At 71.6% G+C, this 12,811-nt stretch carries 14 protein-coding genes, 2 pseudogenes and 1 riboswitch; of the genes and pseudogenes, 6 read left to right on the forward strand and 10 right to left on the reverse strand.

The features are described 5' to 3' along the window. Window positions 1-89: 89 nt before the first annotated feature. The 5 genes from ACH4J0_RS02930 to acsA form a co-directional block, all read right to left on the reverse strand. Window positions 90-332, reverse strand: a complete 243-nt coding sequence (locus ACH4J0_RS02930; protein WP_396235910.1) for an acyl carrier protein — start codon at window positions 330-332, stop codon at window positions 90-92. Next, entirely contained in the window at window positions 329-1,711 is a 1,383-nt protein-coding gene (locus ACH4J0_RS02935) for a dihydrolipoamide acetyltransferase family protein (protein ID WP_396235911.1), read from the reverse strand. Before ACH4J0_RS02935 ends, ACH4J0_RS02930 begins: the two co-directional genes overlap by 4 nt. Before the next feature lies 1 nt (window position 1,712). Then, window positions 1,713-2,714: an alpha-ketoacid dehydrogenase subunit beta gene (locus ACH4J0_RS02940; RefSeq protein ID WP_396235912.1), complete on the reverse strand. Its 1,002-nt coding sequence runs from the start codon at window positions 2,712-2,714 to the stop codon at window positions 1,713-1,715. Continuing rightward, window positions 2,711-3,646, reverse strand: a complete 936-nt coding sequence (gene pdhA, locus ACH4J0_RS02945) for a pyruvate dehydrogenase (acetyl-transferring) E1 component subunit alpha (RefSeq protein ID WP_396235913.1) — start codon at window positions 3,644-3,646, stop codon at window positions 2,711-2,713. The genes ACH4J0_RS02940 and pdhA overlap by 4 nt, the downstream gene beginning before the upstream one ends. A gap of 107 nt (window positions 3,647-3,753) precedes the next feature. Further along, on the reverse strand, window positions 3,754-5,547 hold the full coding sequence (gene acsA / locus ACH4J0_RS02950; RefSeq protein ID WP_396235914.1) for an acetate--CoA ligase: 1,794 nt from the start codon (window positions 5,545-5,547) through the stop codon (window positions 3,754-3,756). A gap of 127 nt (window positions 5,548-5,674) precedes the next feature. Here acsA and ACH4J0_RS02955 point away from each other — a divergent pair, with 127 nt between their 5' ends. From ACH4J0_RS02955 to ACH4J0_RS02970, 4 genes and pseudogenes are all read left to right on the forward strand, one after another. Further along, window positions 5,675-5,977: a hypothetical protein gene (locus ACH4J0_RS02955; protein WP_396235915.1), complete on the forward strand. Its 303-nt coding sequence runs from the start codon at window positions 5,675-5,677 to the stop codon at window positions 5,975-5,977. Window positions 5,978-6,215: 238 nt separating this feature from the next. Continuing rightward, window positions 6,216-6,404 (forward strand): annotated as a pseudogene (locus ACH4J0_RS02960) (SPFH domain-containing protein); the annotation flags it as partial. Between the two features lie 67 nt (window positions 6,405-6,471). Beyond that, window positions 6,472-6,597: a hypothetical protein gene (locus ACH4J0_RS02965; protein ID WP_396235916.1), complete on the forward strand. Its 126-nt coding sequence runs from the start codon at window positions 6,472-6,474 to the stop codon at window positions 6,595-6,597. Between the two features lie 36 nt (window positions 6,598-6,633). Then, on the forward strand, window positions 6,634-6,867 hold the full coding sequence (locus ACH4J0_RS02970) for a hypothetical protein (protein WP_396235917.1): 234 nt from the start codon (window positions 6,634-6,636) through the stop codon (window positions 6,865-6,867). 92 nt (window positions 6,868-6,959) lie between these two features. On the opposite strand, the gene ACH4J0_RS02975 is transcribed toward ACH4J0_RS02970, so the two are convergent. Next, the gene (locus ACH4J0_RS02975; RefSeq protein ID WP_396235918.1) at window positions 6,960-7,106 is read right to left on the reverse strand and encodes a hypothetical protein; all 147 of its coding nucleotides are present in this window, start codon (window positions 7,104-7,106) and stop codon (window positions 6,960-6,962) included. A gap of 86 nt (window positions 7,107-7,192) precedes the next feature. On the opposite strand from ACH4J0_RS02975, the pseudogene ACH4J0_RS02980 reads away from it, so the two are divergent. Then, window positions 7,193-7,471 (forward strand): annotated as a pseudogene (locus tag ACH4J0_RS02980) (hypothetical protein); the annotation flags it as partial. Window positions 7,472-7,536: 65 nt separating this feature from the next. On the opposite strand, the gene ACH4J0_RS02985 reads toward ACH4J0_RS02980, so the two are convergent. From ACH4J0_RS02985 to ftsH, 4 genes are all read right to left on the reverse strand, one after another. Beyond that, entirely contained in the window at window positions 7,537-8,016 is a 480-nt protein-coding gene (locus ACH4J0_RS02985) for a hypothetical protein (protein ID WP_396235940.1), read from the reverse strand. 79 nt (window positions 8,017-8,095) lie between these two features. Next, a riboswitch (TPP riboswitch) is annotated at window positions 8,096-8,266 on the reverse strand. A 128-nt stretch (window positions 8,267-8,394) separates the two neighbouring features. Continuing rightward, on the reverse strand, window positions 8,395-8,736 hold the full coding sequence (locus tag ACH4J0_RS02990; protein WP_396235919.1) for an HPF/RaiA family ribosome-associated protein: 342 nt from the start codon (window positions 8,734-8,736) through the stop codon (window positions 8,395-8,397). Between the two features lie 55 nt (window positions 8,737-8,791). Further along, a complete protein-coding gene (locus ACH4J0_RS02995; protein ID WP_396235920.1) occupies window positions 8,792-9,559 on the reverse strand; it encodes a PspA/IM30 family protein in 768 nt (255 codons plus the stop codon). 259 nt (window positions 9,560-9,818) lie between these two features. After that, entirely contained in the window at window positions 9,819-11,765 is a 1,947-nt protein-coding gene (gene ftsH / locus ACH4J0_RS03000) for an ATP-dependent zinc metalloprotease FtsH (protein ID WP_396235921.1), read from the reverse strand. 263 nt (window positions 11,766-12,028) lie between these two features. On the opposite strand from ftsH, the gene ACH4J0_RS03005 reads away from it, so the two are divergent. After that, window positions 12,029-12,481, forward strand: coding sequence for a universal stress protein (locus tag ACH4J0_RS03005; RefSeq protein WP_396235922.1), 453 nt, complete (start codon window positions 12,029-12,031; stop codon window positions 12,479-12,481). Window positions 12,482-12,811: the final 330 nt, after the last annotated feature.

Here is a 12,811-nt window from a genome sequence, read left to right on the forward strand (position 1 = left end):
CGCTGATGACCGAAGTCCGGCGGACGACCGGGCCGCCCGGAAGCTATCGCAGTCGGAACTCCCCCACTCTCCGCGTCCGCACGGGTACGTCAGGTCCGCTCAGCGAGGAAGGCAGCGGCGCTGTTCAGGGTGGTCAGGCGGAGGTAGTCGTCCTCGTCGATCCGGCAGTCGGCGCGCTCGGTCAGTCGTTCGACCAGGTTCAGGAAGTCCAGCGAGTCGAGTTCGAGGGCTTCCCGGAAGGCGGTGTCGGGTCCGATCGTGGTGAAGTCCGCGTCCGGGACGATCTCGGTGAGCGCCTCCTGGACGAGGAGCAGGGCCTGGTCGCGGTTCACAGTTCCTCCGGTGTGCGCAGTAGCCGTTCGAGGGCTGCCAGGTAGCGGGCGCCGGTGGCGCCGTCGCTGGCCCGGTGGTCGGCGGACAACGTCGCCGTCACCACGGGACGCACTCCGAGCAGGCCGTCGACGGCGCACGGACGGTCGACCACCTTGCCCAGGCCAACGAGGGCGACCTGCGGCGGGTAGATGACACCGAAGACCGCTTCCACGCCCTGGTCGCCGAGGCTGGTCACGGTGATGGTGGGGTCGGTGGTCTCGGAGCCGCGCAGCCGGCCGGCCCGGGCACGTGCCACCAGGTCCCGGAGCCGGGCCATGAGTTCCGCCAGCGGCAGGTCGGCGGCGCGGTGGATGGCCGGAGCCACCAGGCCGCCGCCGCGCAGTGAGACCGCGACCCCGAGGTGAACCTCGGGCGCCGGGACGAACCGACCGTCGGTGAAGAAGCCGTTGAGCTGGGGAACCTCCCGGGCAGCCCGCGCTGCGGCCTTGAGCAGCATGGCCGCGGGTACCAGGCGCTCGGAGACCGGGAGCCCGCGGTTCTGCTCGCGCAGCCAGACGAGCGCGGGGCCGAGATCGATGGTGGTGGAGAGATAGTAGTGCGGGATCTCGCGCTTGGAGCGTGCCATCAGGTCGCCGATGGCACGGCGCATCGCCTCGGAACGGCCGGCAGTCTCAGCGTGCCGGCCGGGGGTGGGCGACACTTCGACGGTGGGAGCGGTCTGAGCAGCGGGAGAGATCTCAGAGCCGGTCAGCATGGCCCGGACGTCGGCGACCCGGATCGCACCGTCCGCCCCGGTGCCCAGAACGCCCGCGAGATCGACCCCGCCCTCGGCGGCCAGGCGCCGTGCCATCGGCGTCGCCCGGACCCGGCTTGTCGTCCTCGCCGGCGGGGGCACTACGGGCGCGGCAGCGACCGGGGGCGCGGTCGCCGCCCGGCTCTGCGGCGACGCAGCCGCGACCTCGGGCGGCGGGGCGGCCGTCACATCGGCGCGGGTGATCCGGCCGCCGGGCCCCGTTCCGTGCACGGTACTCAGGTCGACCCCTCGCTCCTCTGCGAGGCGCCGAACCAGCGGAGTCGGTGCGGGCGCGCGCGCGGCTGTCGGCTCGGCGGGCGCCGCCGGGGCCGACAGCTGCGTGCCAGTGCTCACCGGGTTGATCACGGCCAGCGGCGTCCCGACCGGCACGGTCTCGGCCGGCTCGACCAGCAGGCGCTCCACGACGCCGCTCTCGAAGCACTCCACCTCGATCGCGGCCTTGGCGGTGTCGACGACCGCGACGATGTCCCCCTTGTGCACCTGGTCACCGGGGTGGACGAGCCATTCGAGAAGGGTGCCCTCCGTCATGTCGGCGCCGAGTGCGGGCATCGTGAACTCGGCCATCTCAGCCCACCACCCGAAGCGCTGCCGCCACGATGTCGGGAACCTGGGGCAGCGCTGCCTGCTCCAGCTGCGCGGCATACGGCACCGGCACCTCGGCGCCGCACACCCGCTCCACCGGCGCGTCCAGGTCGTAGAACGCCTGCTCGGTGATGCGTGCCGCGACCTCGGCGGACAGGCCGCCGGTCCGCCAGCCCTCGTCGACGATCACCGCGCGGTGGGTGCGACGCACCGAGCCGATGACGGTGGCATCATCGAGTGGGCGCAGGGTGCGCAGGTCCACCACCTCTGCGTCCACCTGGTTCTGGGCCGTGAGCTGGTCGGCGGCGGCCAGGGCCTTGCCCAGCGAGCCGCCGTAGGTCACGACGCTGACGTCGGCGCCAGGCCGCCGTACCGCGGCGCTGTCGAGGTCGACCGGTCCGGGGTCGTCTGCGGTGGTGTCGGTGCCGTTGTAGAGGGAGCCGTGCTCGAAGACGATCACGGGGTCGGGGTCGGCCAGGGCCGGGGCGAGCATCCATCGCGCGTCCGCGACGGTGGCGGGTGCGAGGACCCGGATGCCGGGGATGTGCGCGTAGAAGGCTTCGAGGCTGTGGGAGTGCTGGGCTGCGAGTTGGCGGCCGGCGCCGGTGGTCATCCGGATCACCAGTGGCACCGCCACCTGCCCGCCGGACATGTGCAACAGCGTCGCCGCGTTGTTCAGAATTTGATCCAATGCGAGCAGGCTGAAGTTGACGGTCATGATCTCCACGATCGGACGCAGCCCGGCGATCGCCGCGCCGATGCCGGCCCCGACGAAACCCGACTCCGAGAGCGGGGTGTCCCGGACCCGCTCGGGACCGAACTCCTCCACCAAACCCAGGCTGACACCGAAGGCCCCGCCATAGCGGCCCACGTCCTCGCCCATCAGGAAGACCCGGTCGTCTGCTGCGAGCGCCTCCCGCATCGCTTCCCGCATCGCCTCGCGGTAGCTCATCGACTCGGCCTGAGGGGCCCCGCCACCGGTCATGACGACCCCTCAGCCGGGCTGTACACGAAGTGCAGCAGGTCCTCCACCGGTTCGGTCCCGCCCCGGCGCGCGTGGTCGAGAGCCGTGTCCAGCTCCTCCCCGACCTCTTTCTCCACCGCAGCGAGCGCCTCGTCGTCCAGGCCGTCCTCGGCCCGCATCCGTGTGCTGAGCGACTGGATCGGGTCACGCTCCTTCCAGCGTTCGACCTCCGCCTTGTCCCGGTAGCGGTCCGGGTCGTACATGGAGTGCGCGCGGAAACGGTAGGTGCGCAGTTCCAGGAACACCGGTCCGGCACCGTCCCGGATCGCCCGAGCCGCCCTTCCGGCGGCCCGCTCGACGGCCAGCACGTCCATGCCGTCGACCTCCCAGGCCACCAGGCCGTACGAGGCCGCGCGTGCGGCCAGGTCGGTCTGGGCGTGCTCGCGGTTCAGCGCGGTGCCCATGGCGTAGAGGTTGTTCTCGCAGGCGAGCAGCAGGGGGAGGTCCCACAGGGCGGCCAGGTTGGCGGTCTCGTGGAACTCACCCTCGGCGAGTGCGCCGTCGCCGAACAGGCAGCAGGTCACGTGTTCCTGTCCGCGCATCCGGTCGGCGAGGGCCAGCCCGGCGGCGACCGGCAGGCCGCCCGCCACGATGCCGTGGCCGCCGTAGAACCGCCGACTCGCGTCGAACAGGTGCATGGAACCGCCGCGGCCGCGGCTGCAGCCGGTCACCCGGCCGAGCATCTCGGCGAACACCGACTCGGCGGGGATGCCGCGGGCCAGTGCGTGGCCGTGCTCGCGGTAGGTGGTGACCACCGCGTCCTCGGGTCCGAGTGCACCGAGGACGCCCGCGGAGACGGCCTCCTCGCCGATGCACAGGTGGACGAAGCCCCGGACCTCGCCGGCGCTGTAGAGCTCGACGCAGCGCTCCTCGAACTGCCGGATGCGCACCATCACCCGCAGGAGATCTTGGCGGTGGGCCGCCTGCGGAGAGGGTCCGCCGCGGCTGTGCGTGCGGGTCCTGCCACGCGAGGCAGTCGGTGCTGCCGTGCGGCGCGGGCTCATCGCGATTCCTCCAGCGCCGAGGTGTCGCCCTCCGGGAGGCCCAGCTCACGCGCTTTCAGCAGGCGGCGCATCACTTTGCCGCTGCGGGTCTTGGGGAGGTGCTGGTCGAAGGCGATCTCGCGGGGCGCGATGGCCGGTCCGAGTCGCCTTCGAGCGAAGGCAGTGATCTCGCGAGCCAGGCCGGAGCCCGGCTCGAAGCCCGGTTTGAGGGAGACGAACGCCTTGACGATCTCGCCGGCGACCGGGTCGGGACGGCCGATCACCCCCGCCTCGGCGACCGCCGGATGCTCCATCAAGATGCTCTCCACCTCGAACGGCCCGACCAGGTGGCCAGCAGACTTGATCACGTCGTCGGCGCGGCCGACGAACCAGTAGTAGCCGTCCTCGTCGCGCCGGGCCACGTCGCCGGTGAGGTACCAGCCGCCCACGAAAGATGCCTCGTAACGCTCCTCGGCGTTCAGATAACCACGGAACATCGACGGCCAGCCCGGACGCAGCGCCAGCTCTCCCTCGCGCCCGGGCACCTCGATCTCGCTCACCTGGCCATCCGCCACCAGGGCCCGCCCGTCCGGCCCTCGCTCCAGCAGGCCCGCCTCCACCCCGGGCAGCGGGCGGCCCATCGAGCCCGGCCTGATCTCGGTGGCCGCGAAGTTCGCGATCATGATCGCGCCGGTCTCCGTCTGCCACCAGTTGTCGTGGATCGGCAGGCCCAGGATCTCCTGCCCCCAGCGGACCGCCTCCGGGTTGAGCGGTTCACCGACGCTGGCGATGAACCGCAGCGCCGACAGGTCGAAGGAGCGCGGCAAGTCGGGCGGGATGCCGCGGGGGCTGGCCCGCATCAGCATCCGAATAGCGGTCGGCGCCGTGTACCAGACGCTCACCCGCTCCTCGGCGAGGATGCCGTACCACCGGCGGGCCTCGTAGTCCCCCGCATCGACAACCATCGTCACCCCGTGGGTGAGCGGCGCGATGACCCCGTACGAGGTGCCCGTGACCCAGCCCGGATCGGCGGTGCACCAGAACACGTCGTCGGGATGCAGGTCCAAGGCGAAGGCCGCAGTGGCGTGGTGTGCCACCACGGCCTCGTGGACGTGTACCGCGCCCTTGGGAGTACCCGTGGTACCGCTGGTGAAGTGCAGCAGCGCCATGTCCTGCGGGTCGGTGTCCGGGATCGTGAACTCCTCGGATGCCTGCGCCAACAGCACATCGAACGAATGGGTACCCGCCAGCGGCTCAGCGCACGGGCCGACGATCAGCACCTCTTCCAATTGCGGCAACTGCTCGCGCCGGCCGGCCACCTTGCGCCGGTAAAGGTCCTCGGTCGTGACCAGCACCCGCACACCGCCCAGCCGCAGCCGTTCCTCGACCGGGACCGGCCCGAAGGCTGGGAAGAGCGGGCAGAACACCGAGGTGTTCTTCAGAGTCCCGAGAACGGACACGTACAGCTCAGGGCAGCGGCTCAGCAGCGAGGCGACCCGGTCGCCGCGGCCCACGCCCAGTGAACGCAGCACATGCGCGAAGCGGTTCGTCCAGCGGGCCAGCTCGTCGTACGTCACCGTGCTGACCTGCCGGTCCACGGCGACGCAGCGCAGCGCGGCGCGCTCGCCGCCTCCAGCGGCGACGTGCCGGTCGACCGCCTCGTACGCAATGTTGAGCCCCCGGCCGCCCGGCAGCCCACCGAGCGCCTCACGCGCCGACTCCCACGAGAAATCGCGCCGGGCCCGCTCGTAGTCGGCGAGATTGGGTGCGACTCCTGCCACCGGCCGAGCACGGATGGCCTCGGTTTCCATGGCCGCTCCCCTTCCGGGTCGCCGATAGGGCCTCTTCCAGCCTGACAGACACGGGACCGCCCGGCCTGGGGGCGCGCGGCAAGGGCCCGGTCGCCCGCCCCGGGAACTTCGCGCCGCTCCACCAGCTGTGCCTGCTGAGCACCCGCACCGACCAGCCCGCGGACTGGCTGCGCACCGGACAGGCCTGGAGCACGTCTGGCTCCTCGCGACAGTCCACAGCCTGCGCACCTCCGTCCTGCACCAGGCCGTCGAATGGCCGGAGACCCGGTGGCGCCTGCGCGACCCCGAAGGCCCACCCGACCACGTCCGGCTCATGCTGCGGCTCGGCTACGAACCTCCCGGACCGGCCACCCCGTGCCGCCCCGTCGAGGAGATCCTCGACCTGGCCGATTGGCACGACAGCCTGGGATACGGCGAATCGTCAGCCTGACCCACCCGGCCGCCCGGTGGACCAGCACGCCAGCCCTCATCGGGCGGACCTGCGGTCCGCTGCGGACCAGGTCACGGTAGGACCGCAAACCGGTCCCTTGCCTCCCGGTCGCTCCGCTCGTGGCGACGCGTTCCCGGCCCTGGCTGTCGACGCAGGCCCGCAGTCGAAGGGAGCCGAAATGACCGCCGTGACCGCAGTCCTGGTGGTGCTCGTCATCCTGGTCCTGATCGGGCTCGCGATGTCGGTCCGCATCGTCCGCCAGTACGAGAAGGGGGTCGTCTTCCGGTTCGGCCAGATCACCGGAGCACACGACCCGGGACTGCGCCTGATCATCCCGTTCGCCGACGTCATGCACCACATCTCGCTGCGGATCGCCACCATGCCGATCCAGTCCCAGGACATCATCACCCGCGACAACGTCAGCATCGACGTCTCCGCCATCGCCTACTTCCGCGTCGTGGACGCGATCAAGTCGGTCATCGCCATCGAGAAACGTGAGCTCCGCGATCAACCAGATCGCCCAGACGACCCTGCGCAAGGTCGTCGGCCAGCACACCCGCGGCAACGTCCTCTACCACCGCTACGACGGCCATTACGGCCTCATCACACCCGCCGAGTGACCCACCGGTGGGAACCACTCAGCGAGGGAGCCGATCATGACCGACCCCACCACCGACCGCACGTCCGAAGCCTTCCACCCGCCGGGCCGCGACCTCGAAAGCGCCGTCGAACGCGTGGAACTGCTCGAAACCCAGGTCCAGGCCCTCGGCCGGGCCATGCGCGCCCTCCTCCAGGGGCTGGAGGACATTCCCGACCAGGAGCCCGACCCCGAACGCGTCGGCCGCGCCGCCCGCCTGGCCCACGAACTCCTGCTCGCCCAAGGACTCTGACCACCCCCCAGGAGCGGACGGCCATGAAACTCACCTTCCTCGGCCCGCTCTACGCACGACCGGGTCCCTACGCCTGCGCCTACGTCGACACCTCACGCGACCTCGACGAACCCGACCGGGCCATCGACCTGCGCTGTCGGCACCTGGCGACCGAACTCACCACCCAGGGCGCCGACACCGCCACCACCGGCGCCGTCACCCACGTCGTCGGCACCGATCGCGATCTGCCCGGCCGACACGCAGGCCGTCTTCGCCGCCCACGGCCGCCTCGCGCTCGCCGAGGAACTGCCCGGAGCCGCCACCCCGCGACGGCGCCCGGTTCACGATGGTCCCGGACGCCACGCCGCTCGCCCTCCAGCACGCCCCCGACATTCCCTACGCCGCCGTCAGCGTCCACCGCGTCGCCCGACCGGGCGGCGCACTCACCTCCGAGCTGGAGGTCGACCTCCAAGCGGGCCGGTGGTCCACCGCCAGGGTCGCCCCCGGCCACCTGACCCGGCACCGGGTTGCGGCCTCCGAATGGCGACAGGCCGCCGCAGAGGTCGCCGAAGAACTCGCCGGCCTCGCCGACCGCAGCGAGGCCGAGACGATCGTCCTGTCCGGCTGTCCGGCTGTCCGGCGACCACTGGGCCCGCAACACCCTCACCCGGGAACTGCCCGCCCAGGCGCCTACGCAAGCGCATCGTCACCATCGACGGCGACGGCCGGGACACCGATCCCGAACGCGCGCTCATGGAGGACGAACTCGCCTGCCTGTTCCGCGGCCGCCTGTCCGCCCGCGACCAGGCCAACACCCAGCGGTTCCTGGCCCGCCGCGCCCGCCGCAGCGGTCCCGTCGAGGGCCTCGCCGCCACGTTCACCGCCCTGCGCCACGGCCGGGCCGAAGCCGTCCTGATCAACGACCCCTTCGACCTGGAACGACAGCTGTGGATCGGCGTCGCACCCAAACAACTCGGCCTCACCCAACGTGAAATGCAGGCCCTCGGCATCAGCTCCTCCCGGCAGGCACCGGCCGACGCCGCACTCATCCGCGCGATCGTCGGCACCGGCGCGGACCTCATCGTCATCCCCCACGACGAACTGCCCCTCGACGACGGCCTCGGAGCCCTCCTCCGCTACCCGGACGCCCCACGTGAGCCCGGCACACACGCTCCGGGTCCCGTCCACCCGTGCAGCCCGCAGGTCGACTGCCGGGCTGCTACCCGGGCCCTGTTCCCTTCCCCAGGCCGAACCTGCAAGGTGGGCTCCCTACGCCGGCATTGCCCGGATCAGGTGGTGGAGGTCGCCGTCGGGGTCTCGTCGACCCCCTCCGGCCTCTCAGCCCGCCCGTCGAATCCACTCCAGGACAGCACAGTTGACCACCCTGGACCGTTCCGGCCGAACTCCCTCGCTCACCCCGCAGGCCACTTCCCACGCTACGCGCCACCCTCCCGCGCACCAGGGCCGAACGACCCTCTCCCCCGGCTCTCCACGGCAGACCCGACCGAGCTGCCCGCCACGAGCCCTCCGGGCCCCGGGGCGTCCGTGTCAAGGCCCCGGTGCGCCCCGGCGGGGACCCACGAACAGGCCACCCGGCCACCGATCCCAGTGCTCCAGACGGGCGAGCCGGTACTCCAGCCGGTCCTTCAGCAGATCGATCGCCTCGTGCATCGTCTCGGCCACCACCCGCGCCCGCGCCAGGCGTCCGTTCACATCCAGGCTGGCCCGGGCGACCGCCGACCGCCGCACCGCCGGATCGCGCCCCTGCATCAGCCTCACCCGCACGGACAGCACCGGATCCCGCGCATGACGCGCCACGCCCAGCACCATGTCGCGTGCGTACTCGGCCGACTCCGGCGGCATCTCGCCCCGGACCTCCACCTCGATCACGGGCACCACTGCGGACGCCGAACGGCTCACGCCCGCCCACCTCCCGACTCGTGACTCACACCGACGACTCCCCGCCCTCTTCCGCCCGCCCCGTGCCCTCTTCCTCCGGGCCCGGGCCGGCAGGCAGCTTCGCCTTCAGGCGCTTCAACTCCTCCTCCACTTCCTGGTCCGCGCTGATCCGCTCAAGCTCGATCCGGACCTCGTCGGGGCCAGCCGGCGCGGCGGCGTCCTCCAGCGCGCCGGAGGCCATCAGCTCGTCCAACGCCCCGGAGCGGGCCTGCAGCTGCTCCGTCCGGTCCCGGGCGCGCTGCACCGCCGCGCCGACGCTCCCCATCTCCTCACCGATGCCCGAGAGGGTCTCGCCGATGCGGGTCTCGGCCTCGGCCCGGGTGTACTCGGCCTTGAGCGTCTCCTTGCGCGTGCGGAAGGCCTCCACCCGCGCCTCCAGCCGCTGCGCGGCCGCCGTCAGCTTCTCCTCCTCGGCCCGCAGCAACGGCTCCTGCTCCTCCAGATCGCCGAGCTGCCCCTGCATACCCGCCCGCCGGGCCAGCGCCTCACGCGCCAGATCCTCACGTCCTGCGGCCAGCGCCTGCTGCGCCTGCTCCTCCAACTTCTTGTTCGACTTCCGCAATTGGGCGATCTGCAGCTCCAGCCGTTTCCGGCTCGCCGCCACATCCGCCAGGCCGCGCCGGACCTGCTGCAACAGCTCCACCTGCTGGGTATACGCGTAGTCGAGCACCTCGCGAGGGTCCTCGGCCCGATCCAGCACCTTGTTCGCCTTGATCCGGAACAGTTCTGCGATGCGGTCCGCGACACCGGTCATGGATATCCACTCCTTCCCGCAGCGACTCGGCCAGGACGGTCGCGACGTGGAACACCTGCCGCTGGATCACCGGCACTCACAGCAGATGCGGTACCTCCACCGTCTCTCCGCGAATGACGCGGCACAACCCGCTGCCCCGGTCCTCGCTCGCCCGGAGCCGGGGCTTGATCACCTCCTCGCCGACCCGGGCGTGTACCGGACATTCGTGATCTCCCAGCGGCGCGAGACCGCCCCCGTCGGCCTTCTGCCGCCCCGCGCGCTATGTCCGACTGGCCTGCGCTCGGCCGGGCTCGGCCGGCTCGCGGTGCCGGTGCAGGATGTCGAGGACGACCTTGCCGTCCACCGTCTCGTGCTCCACGAGCAACGCGGCGAGCTCGTCCAGCTGAGGGCGGTGACTGCGCAGCAGGTCGACCGCCCGTGCCTCGGCCTGCCGGAGCAGCCGGGCGACTTCCTCGTCGACGGTGCGCTGGGTGGATTCGGAGTAGGGCCTGCGCAGCAGGTCTTCCGCGTCGGGGCCGAGGTGCTGTGGGGTCGTGGTGGCGTATCCGACCGGGCCGAGTGCGGTGGACAGGCCGAATTCGCGGACCATGCGGGTGGCGACCTGGGTGGCGTTGGCGAGGTCGTTGGCGGCGCCGGTGGAGCCCTCGCCGAAAACGGCCAGTTCGGCCGCCCGGCCGCCGAGCTGGACGGTCAGCAGGTCCATGAGATAGCTCTCGCTGTACAGGTGCCGTTCCGCCTCCGGGAGTTGCTCGGTTGCACCGAGAGTCATGCCGGCCGGGAGGATGGTGACCTTGGCGACGGGGTCGGCGTGTTCGCACAGGGCGGCCATCAGGGCGTGTCCGGACTCGTGCACGGCGACTGAGCGGCGTTCCTCCGGGAGCAGGGCGTTGGAGGACTCGCGGCGGCCGAGCAGCAGCCGGTCACGGGCGGTGTCCAGGTCCCCGACTGTGAGGGTGGCGCGTTCGGCGCGCACGGCGTTGATGGCGGCCTCGTTGACCAGGTTGGCGAGGTCGGCGCCCGAGAAGCCGGGGGTGGCGCGGGCGATGCGGTCCAGGTTCACGTCGGGGGCCAGGGTCTTGCCCTGCACGTGGACGGAGAGGATGGCGGAGCGCTCGGCCTGGTTGGGCAGTGGCACGGTGACCTGCCGGTCGAAGCGGCCGGGCCGCAGGAGCGCCGGGTCGAGGGCGTCGGGCCGGTTGGTGGCGGCGAGGACGACGATGCCGGTGGACTGGTCGAAGCCGTCCATCTCGGCGAGCAGTTGGTTGAGGGTCTGCTCGCGTTCGTCGTTGCCGCCCAGCCTGGTGCCGCCGCCACGGCGGCCGCCGACGGCGTCGATCTCGTCGATGAAGATGATCGAGGGTGCCCGCTTGCGCGCTTCGTCGAAGAGGTCACGCACCCGGGAGGCGCCGACGCCCACGAACATCTCGACGAAGCCCGAGCCGGTCACCGACAGGAACGGGACCTCGGCCTCTCCGGCGACCGCGCGGGCGAGCAAGGTCTTGCCTGTGCCGGGCGGGCCGACCATGATCACGCCGCGCGGGCCCTTCGCCCCCGCGGCGGCATAGCGCTCGGGACTGCGCAGGAAGTCGACCACCTCGCTGACCTCCTGCTTGACGCCCTCGTAGCCGGCGACGTCGACGAACCGGGTGCTCGGGCGCTCGGCCTCGATGATCTTCGCGCGTGAGCGGCCGATCGCGCTGAGACCTCCGGTCATGGCCCGGCTCGCCATCCGTCCGGACCAGAGGAACAGTCCGCCGATGAGGAGCAGCGGCAGGAAGATCAGCAGAACCGAGAGGAACGAGCTGCCGCTGCTGCTCTGCTTGGCGGTGATCTCCACGTGCTGGGACTTCAGCTGCGTGGTGAGTGCGCTGCTGTCCAGGGCGGTCGGGATCTGGGTGGTGAACTTGGTTCCGTCCTTGAGTTCGCCGGTGATCGCTCCCTTGTCGGTGATCTCGACCGTCTGGACCTGGCCCGCGTCGACCTTCCCTGCGAAGTCGGTGTAGCTGTAGTGGGTGCCGCTGCCCGACGGGCTGCGGGACAGCAGGATGAGCAGCAGGGCGATCGCGATCGCGGCGGGCAGCAGCCGGCGCCGCCAGGCCGGTGGAGAGGTGGGGACGGGCTTCGGCGGCTCGCGCGGCGGCCCGGGTGTGGCCCGGCCCGTCGGATGCCGGGCGGGAAAGCGCCTCGGCGTGACCATCTGGTGCATTCGAGCCTCCGCGCCCATCATCCCGTCGCGCCGGCCACGGAGGGCAGGGCCGATCGGTCCACCTGGCCGGGACATCCGGGCGGGCCCGCCGGGTCCGCGTGCGAACCCGGCGTGGGAGAAGGATCCTGCAGAAGAGGGGGCGTTGCTCGGCGATGCCGTCACAAGCCCTCGGCGGGTCCGTCCCCGGTAACCCGACGGCAAGCGCCCATGTGGAGCGGCCGCCTGGTCGGATGTCGATGTCGGCCGATCGGAAGGACGAGGCCATGGCTGAGGAACCGGCCCTCGAGGGAAAGATCGTCGTCGGCGTGGACGGCTCGGAGCAGTCCCGACAGGCTCTGCGCTGGGCCGTGCGGCAGGCCGAGCTCACCCACGCCGTGGTGGAGGCGGTCATGGCCTGGGAGCCACCGTTCTCCGGGTGGGGCAGCGCGGTACCGGTCGGTGAGGAGACGCAGCTTGCGGAGGTGGCGCGCAGGGTGCTGGCCGAGAACGTCGGGAAGGTGGTGGGTAGCGCGCCGCCGGTGGACATCCGGCTCAGGGTCGGGGAGGGCACCCCGGCCTGGGTACTGCTTGCCGCCGCCAAGGAGCAGGCGTCCCTGCTCGTCGTCGGCCATCGCGGTCTCGGCGGCTTCGAAGGCGCCCTGTTGGGCTCCGTCGGGCAGTACTGCGTGCAGCACGCGTCCTGCCCGGTCGTGGTCGTCCGCAGCTCGGCAGACTGACGGCCACCGCCGGCCTCCAATGAGCCAGGCCGCGTCACCGGTCACTGGTCGGGCTGACCGCCCTCCAGCGGGTAGGTCTTCGCCCACACCGCACCGCAGCGACAGGCGAACTGCTCCACCAGGTCACCGTCATCGTTCCCCTCTCTGTCAGCCTTGGGTGAGACATCCCGCTTTGTCGGGTTAGCCTGAGAGGGCCCGAGTAGGAGTTCCACCCCTGATGACCAGCACCAATCCGTCCGCAGTCGACCCGGCGCCCAGGCCGAAGCGCCGCACGTTCAGCCCCGAGTACAAGCTGCGGATCGTCGCCGAGTACGACGCCGCACCCGAGGG

It is taken from the genome of Kitasatospora sp. NPDC017646 (assembly GCF_044329365.1).
In the GTDB taxonomy this organism is placed as follows: domain Bacteria; phylum Actinomycetota; class Actinomycetes; order Streptomycetales; family Streptomycetaceae; genus Kitasatospora.

What these genes read in the sequence shown, in the direction of transcription:
- ACH4J0_RS02935 (WP_396235911.1), bottom strand. Translation starts at nt 1,711, where the DNA reads ATGGCCGAGTTCACGATGCCCGCACTCGGCGCCGACATGACGGAGGGC.
- ACH4J0_RS02940 (WP_396235912.1), bottom strand. Translation starts at nt 2,714, where the DNA reads ATGACCGGTGGCGGGGCCCCTCAGGCCGAGTCGATGAGCTACCGCGAG.
- pdhA (WP_396235913.1), bottom strand. Translation starts at nt 3,646, where the DNA reads ATGGTGCGCATCCGGCAGTTCGAGGAGCGCTGCGTCGAGCTCTACAGC.
- acsA (WP_396235914.1), bottom strand. Translation starts at nt 5,547, where the DNA reads ATGGAAACCGAGGCCATCCGTGCTCGGCCGGTGGCAGGAGTCGCACCC.
- ACH4J0_RS02970 (WP_396235917.1), top strand. Translation starts at nt 6,634, where the DNA reads ATGACCGACCCCACCACCGACCGCACGTCCGAAGCCTTCCACCCGCCG.
- ACH4J0_RS02995 (WP_396235920.1), bottom strand. Translation starts at nt 9,559, where the DNA reads ATGACCGGTGTCGCGGACCGCATCGCAGAACTGTTCCGGATCAAGGCG.
- ftsH (WP_396235921.1), bottom strand. Translation starts at nt 11,765, where the DNA reads ATGCACCAGATGGTCACGCCGAGGCGCTTTCCCGCCCGGCATCCGACG.
- ACH4J0_RS03005 (WP_396235922.1), top strand. Translation starts at nt 12,029, where the DNA reads ATGGCTGAGGAACCGGCCCTCGAGGGAAAGATCGTCGTCGGCGTGGAC.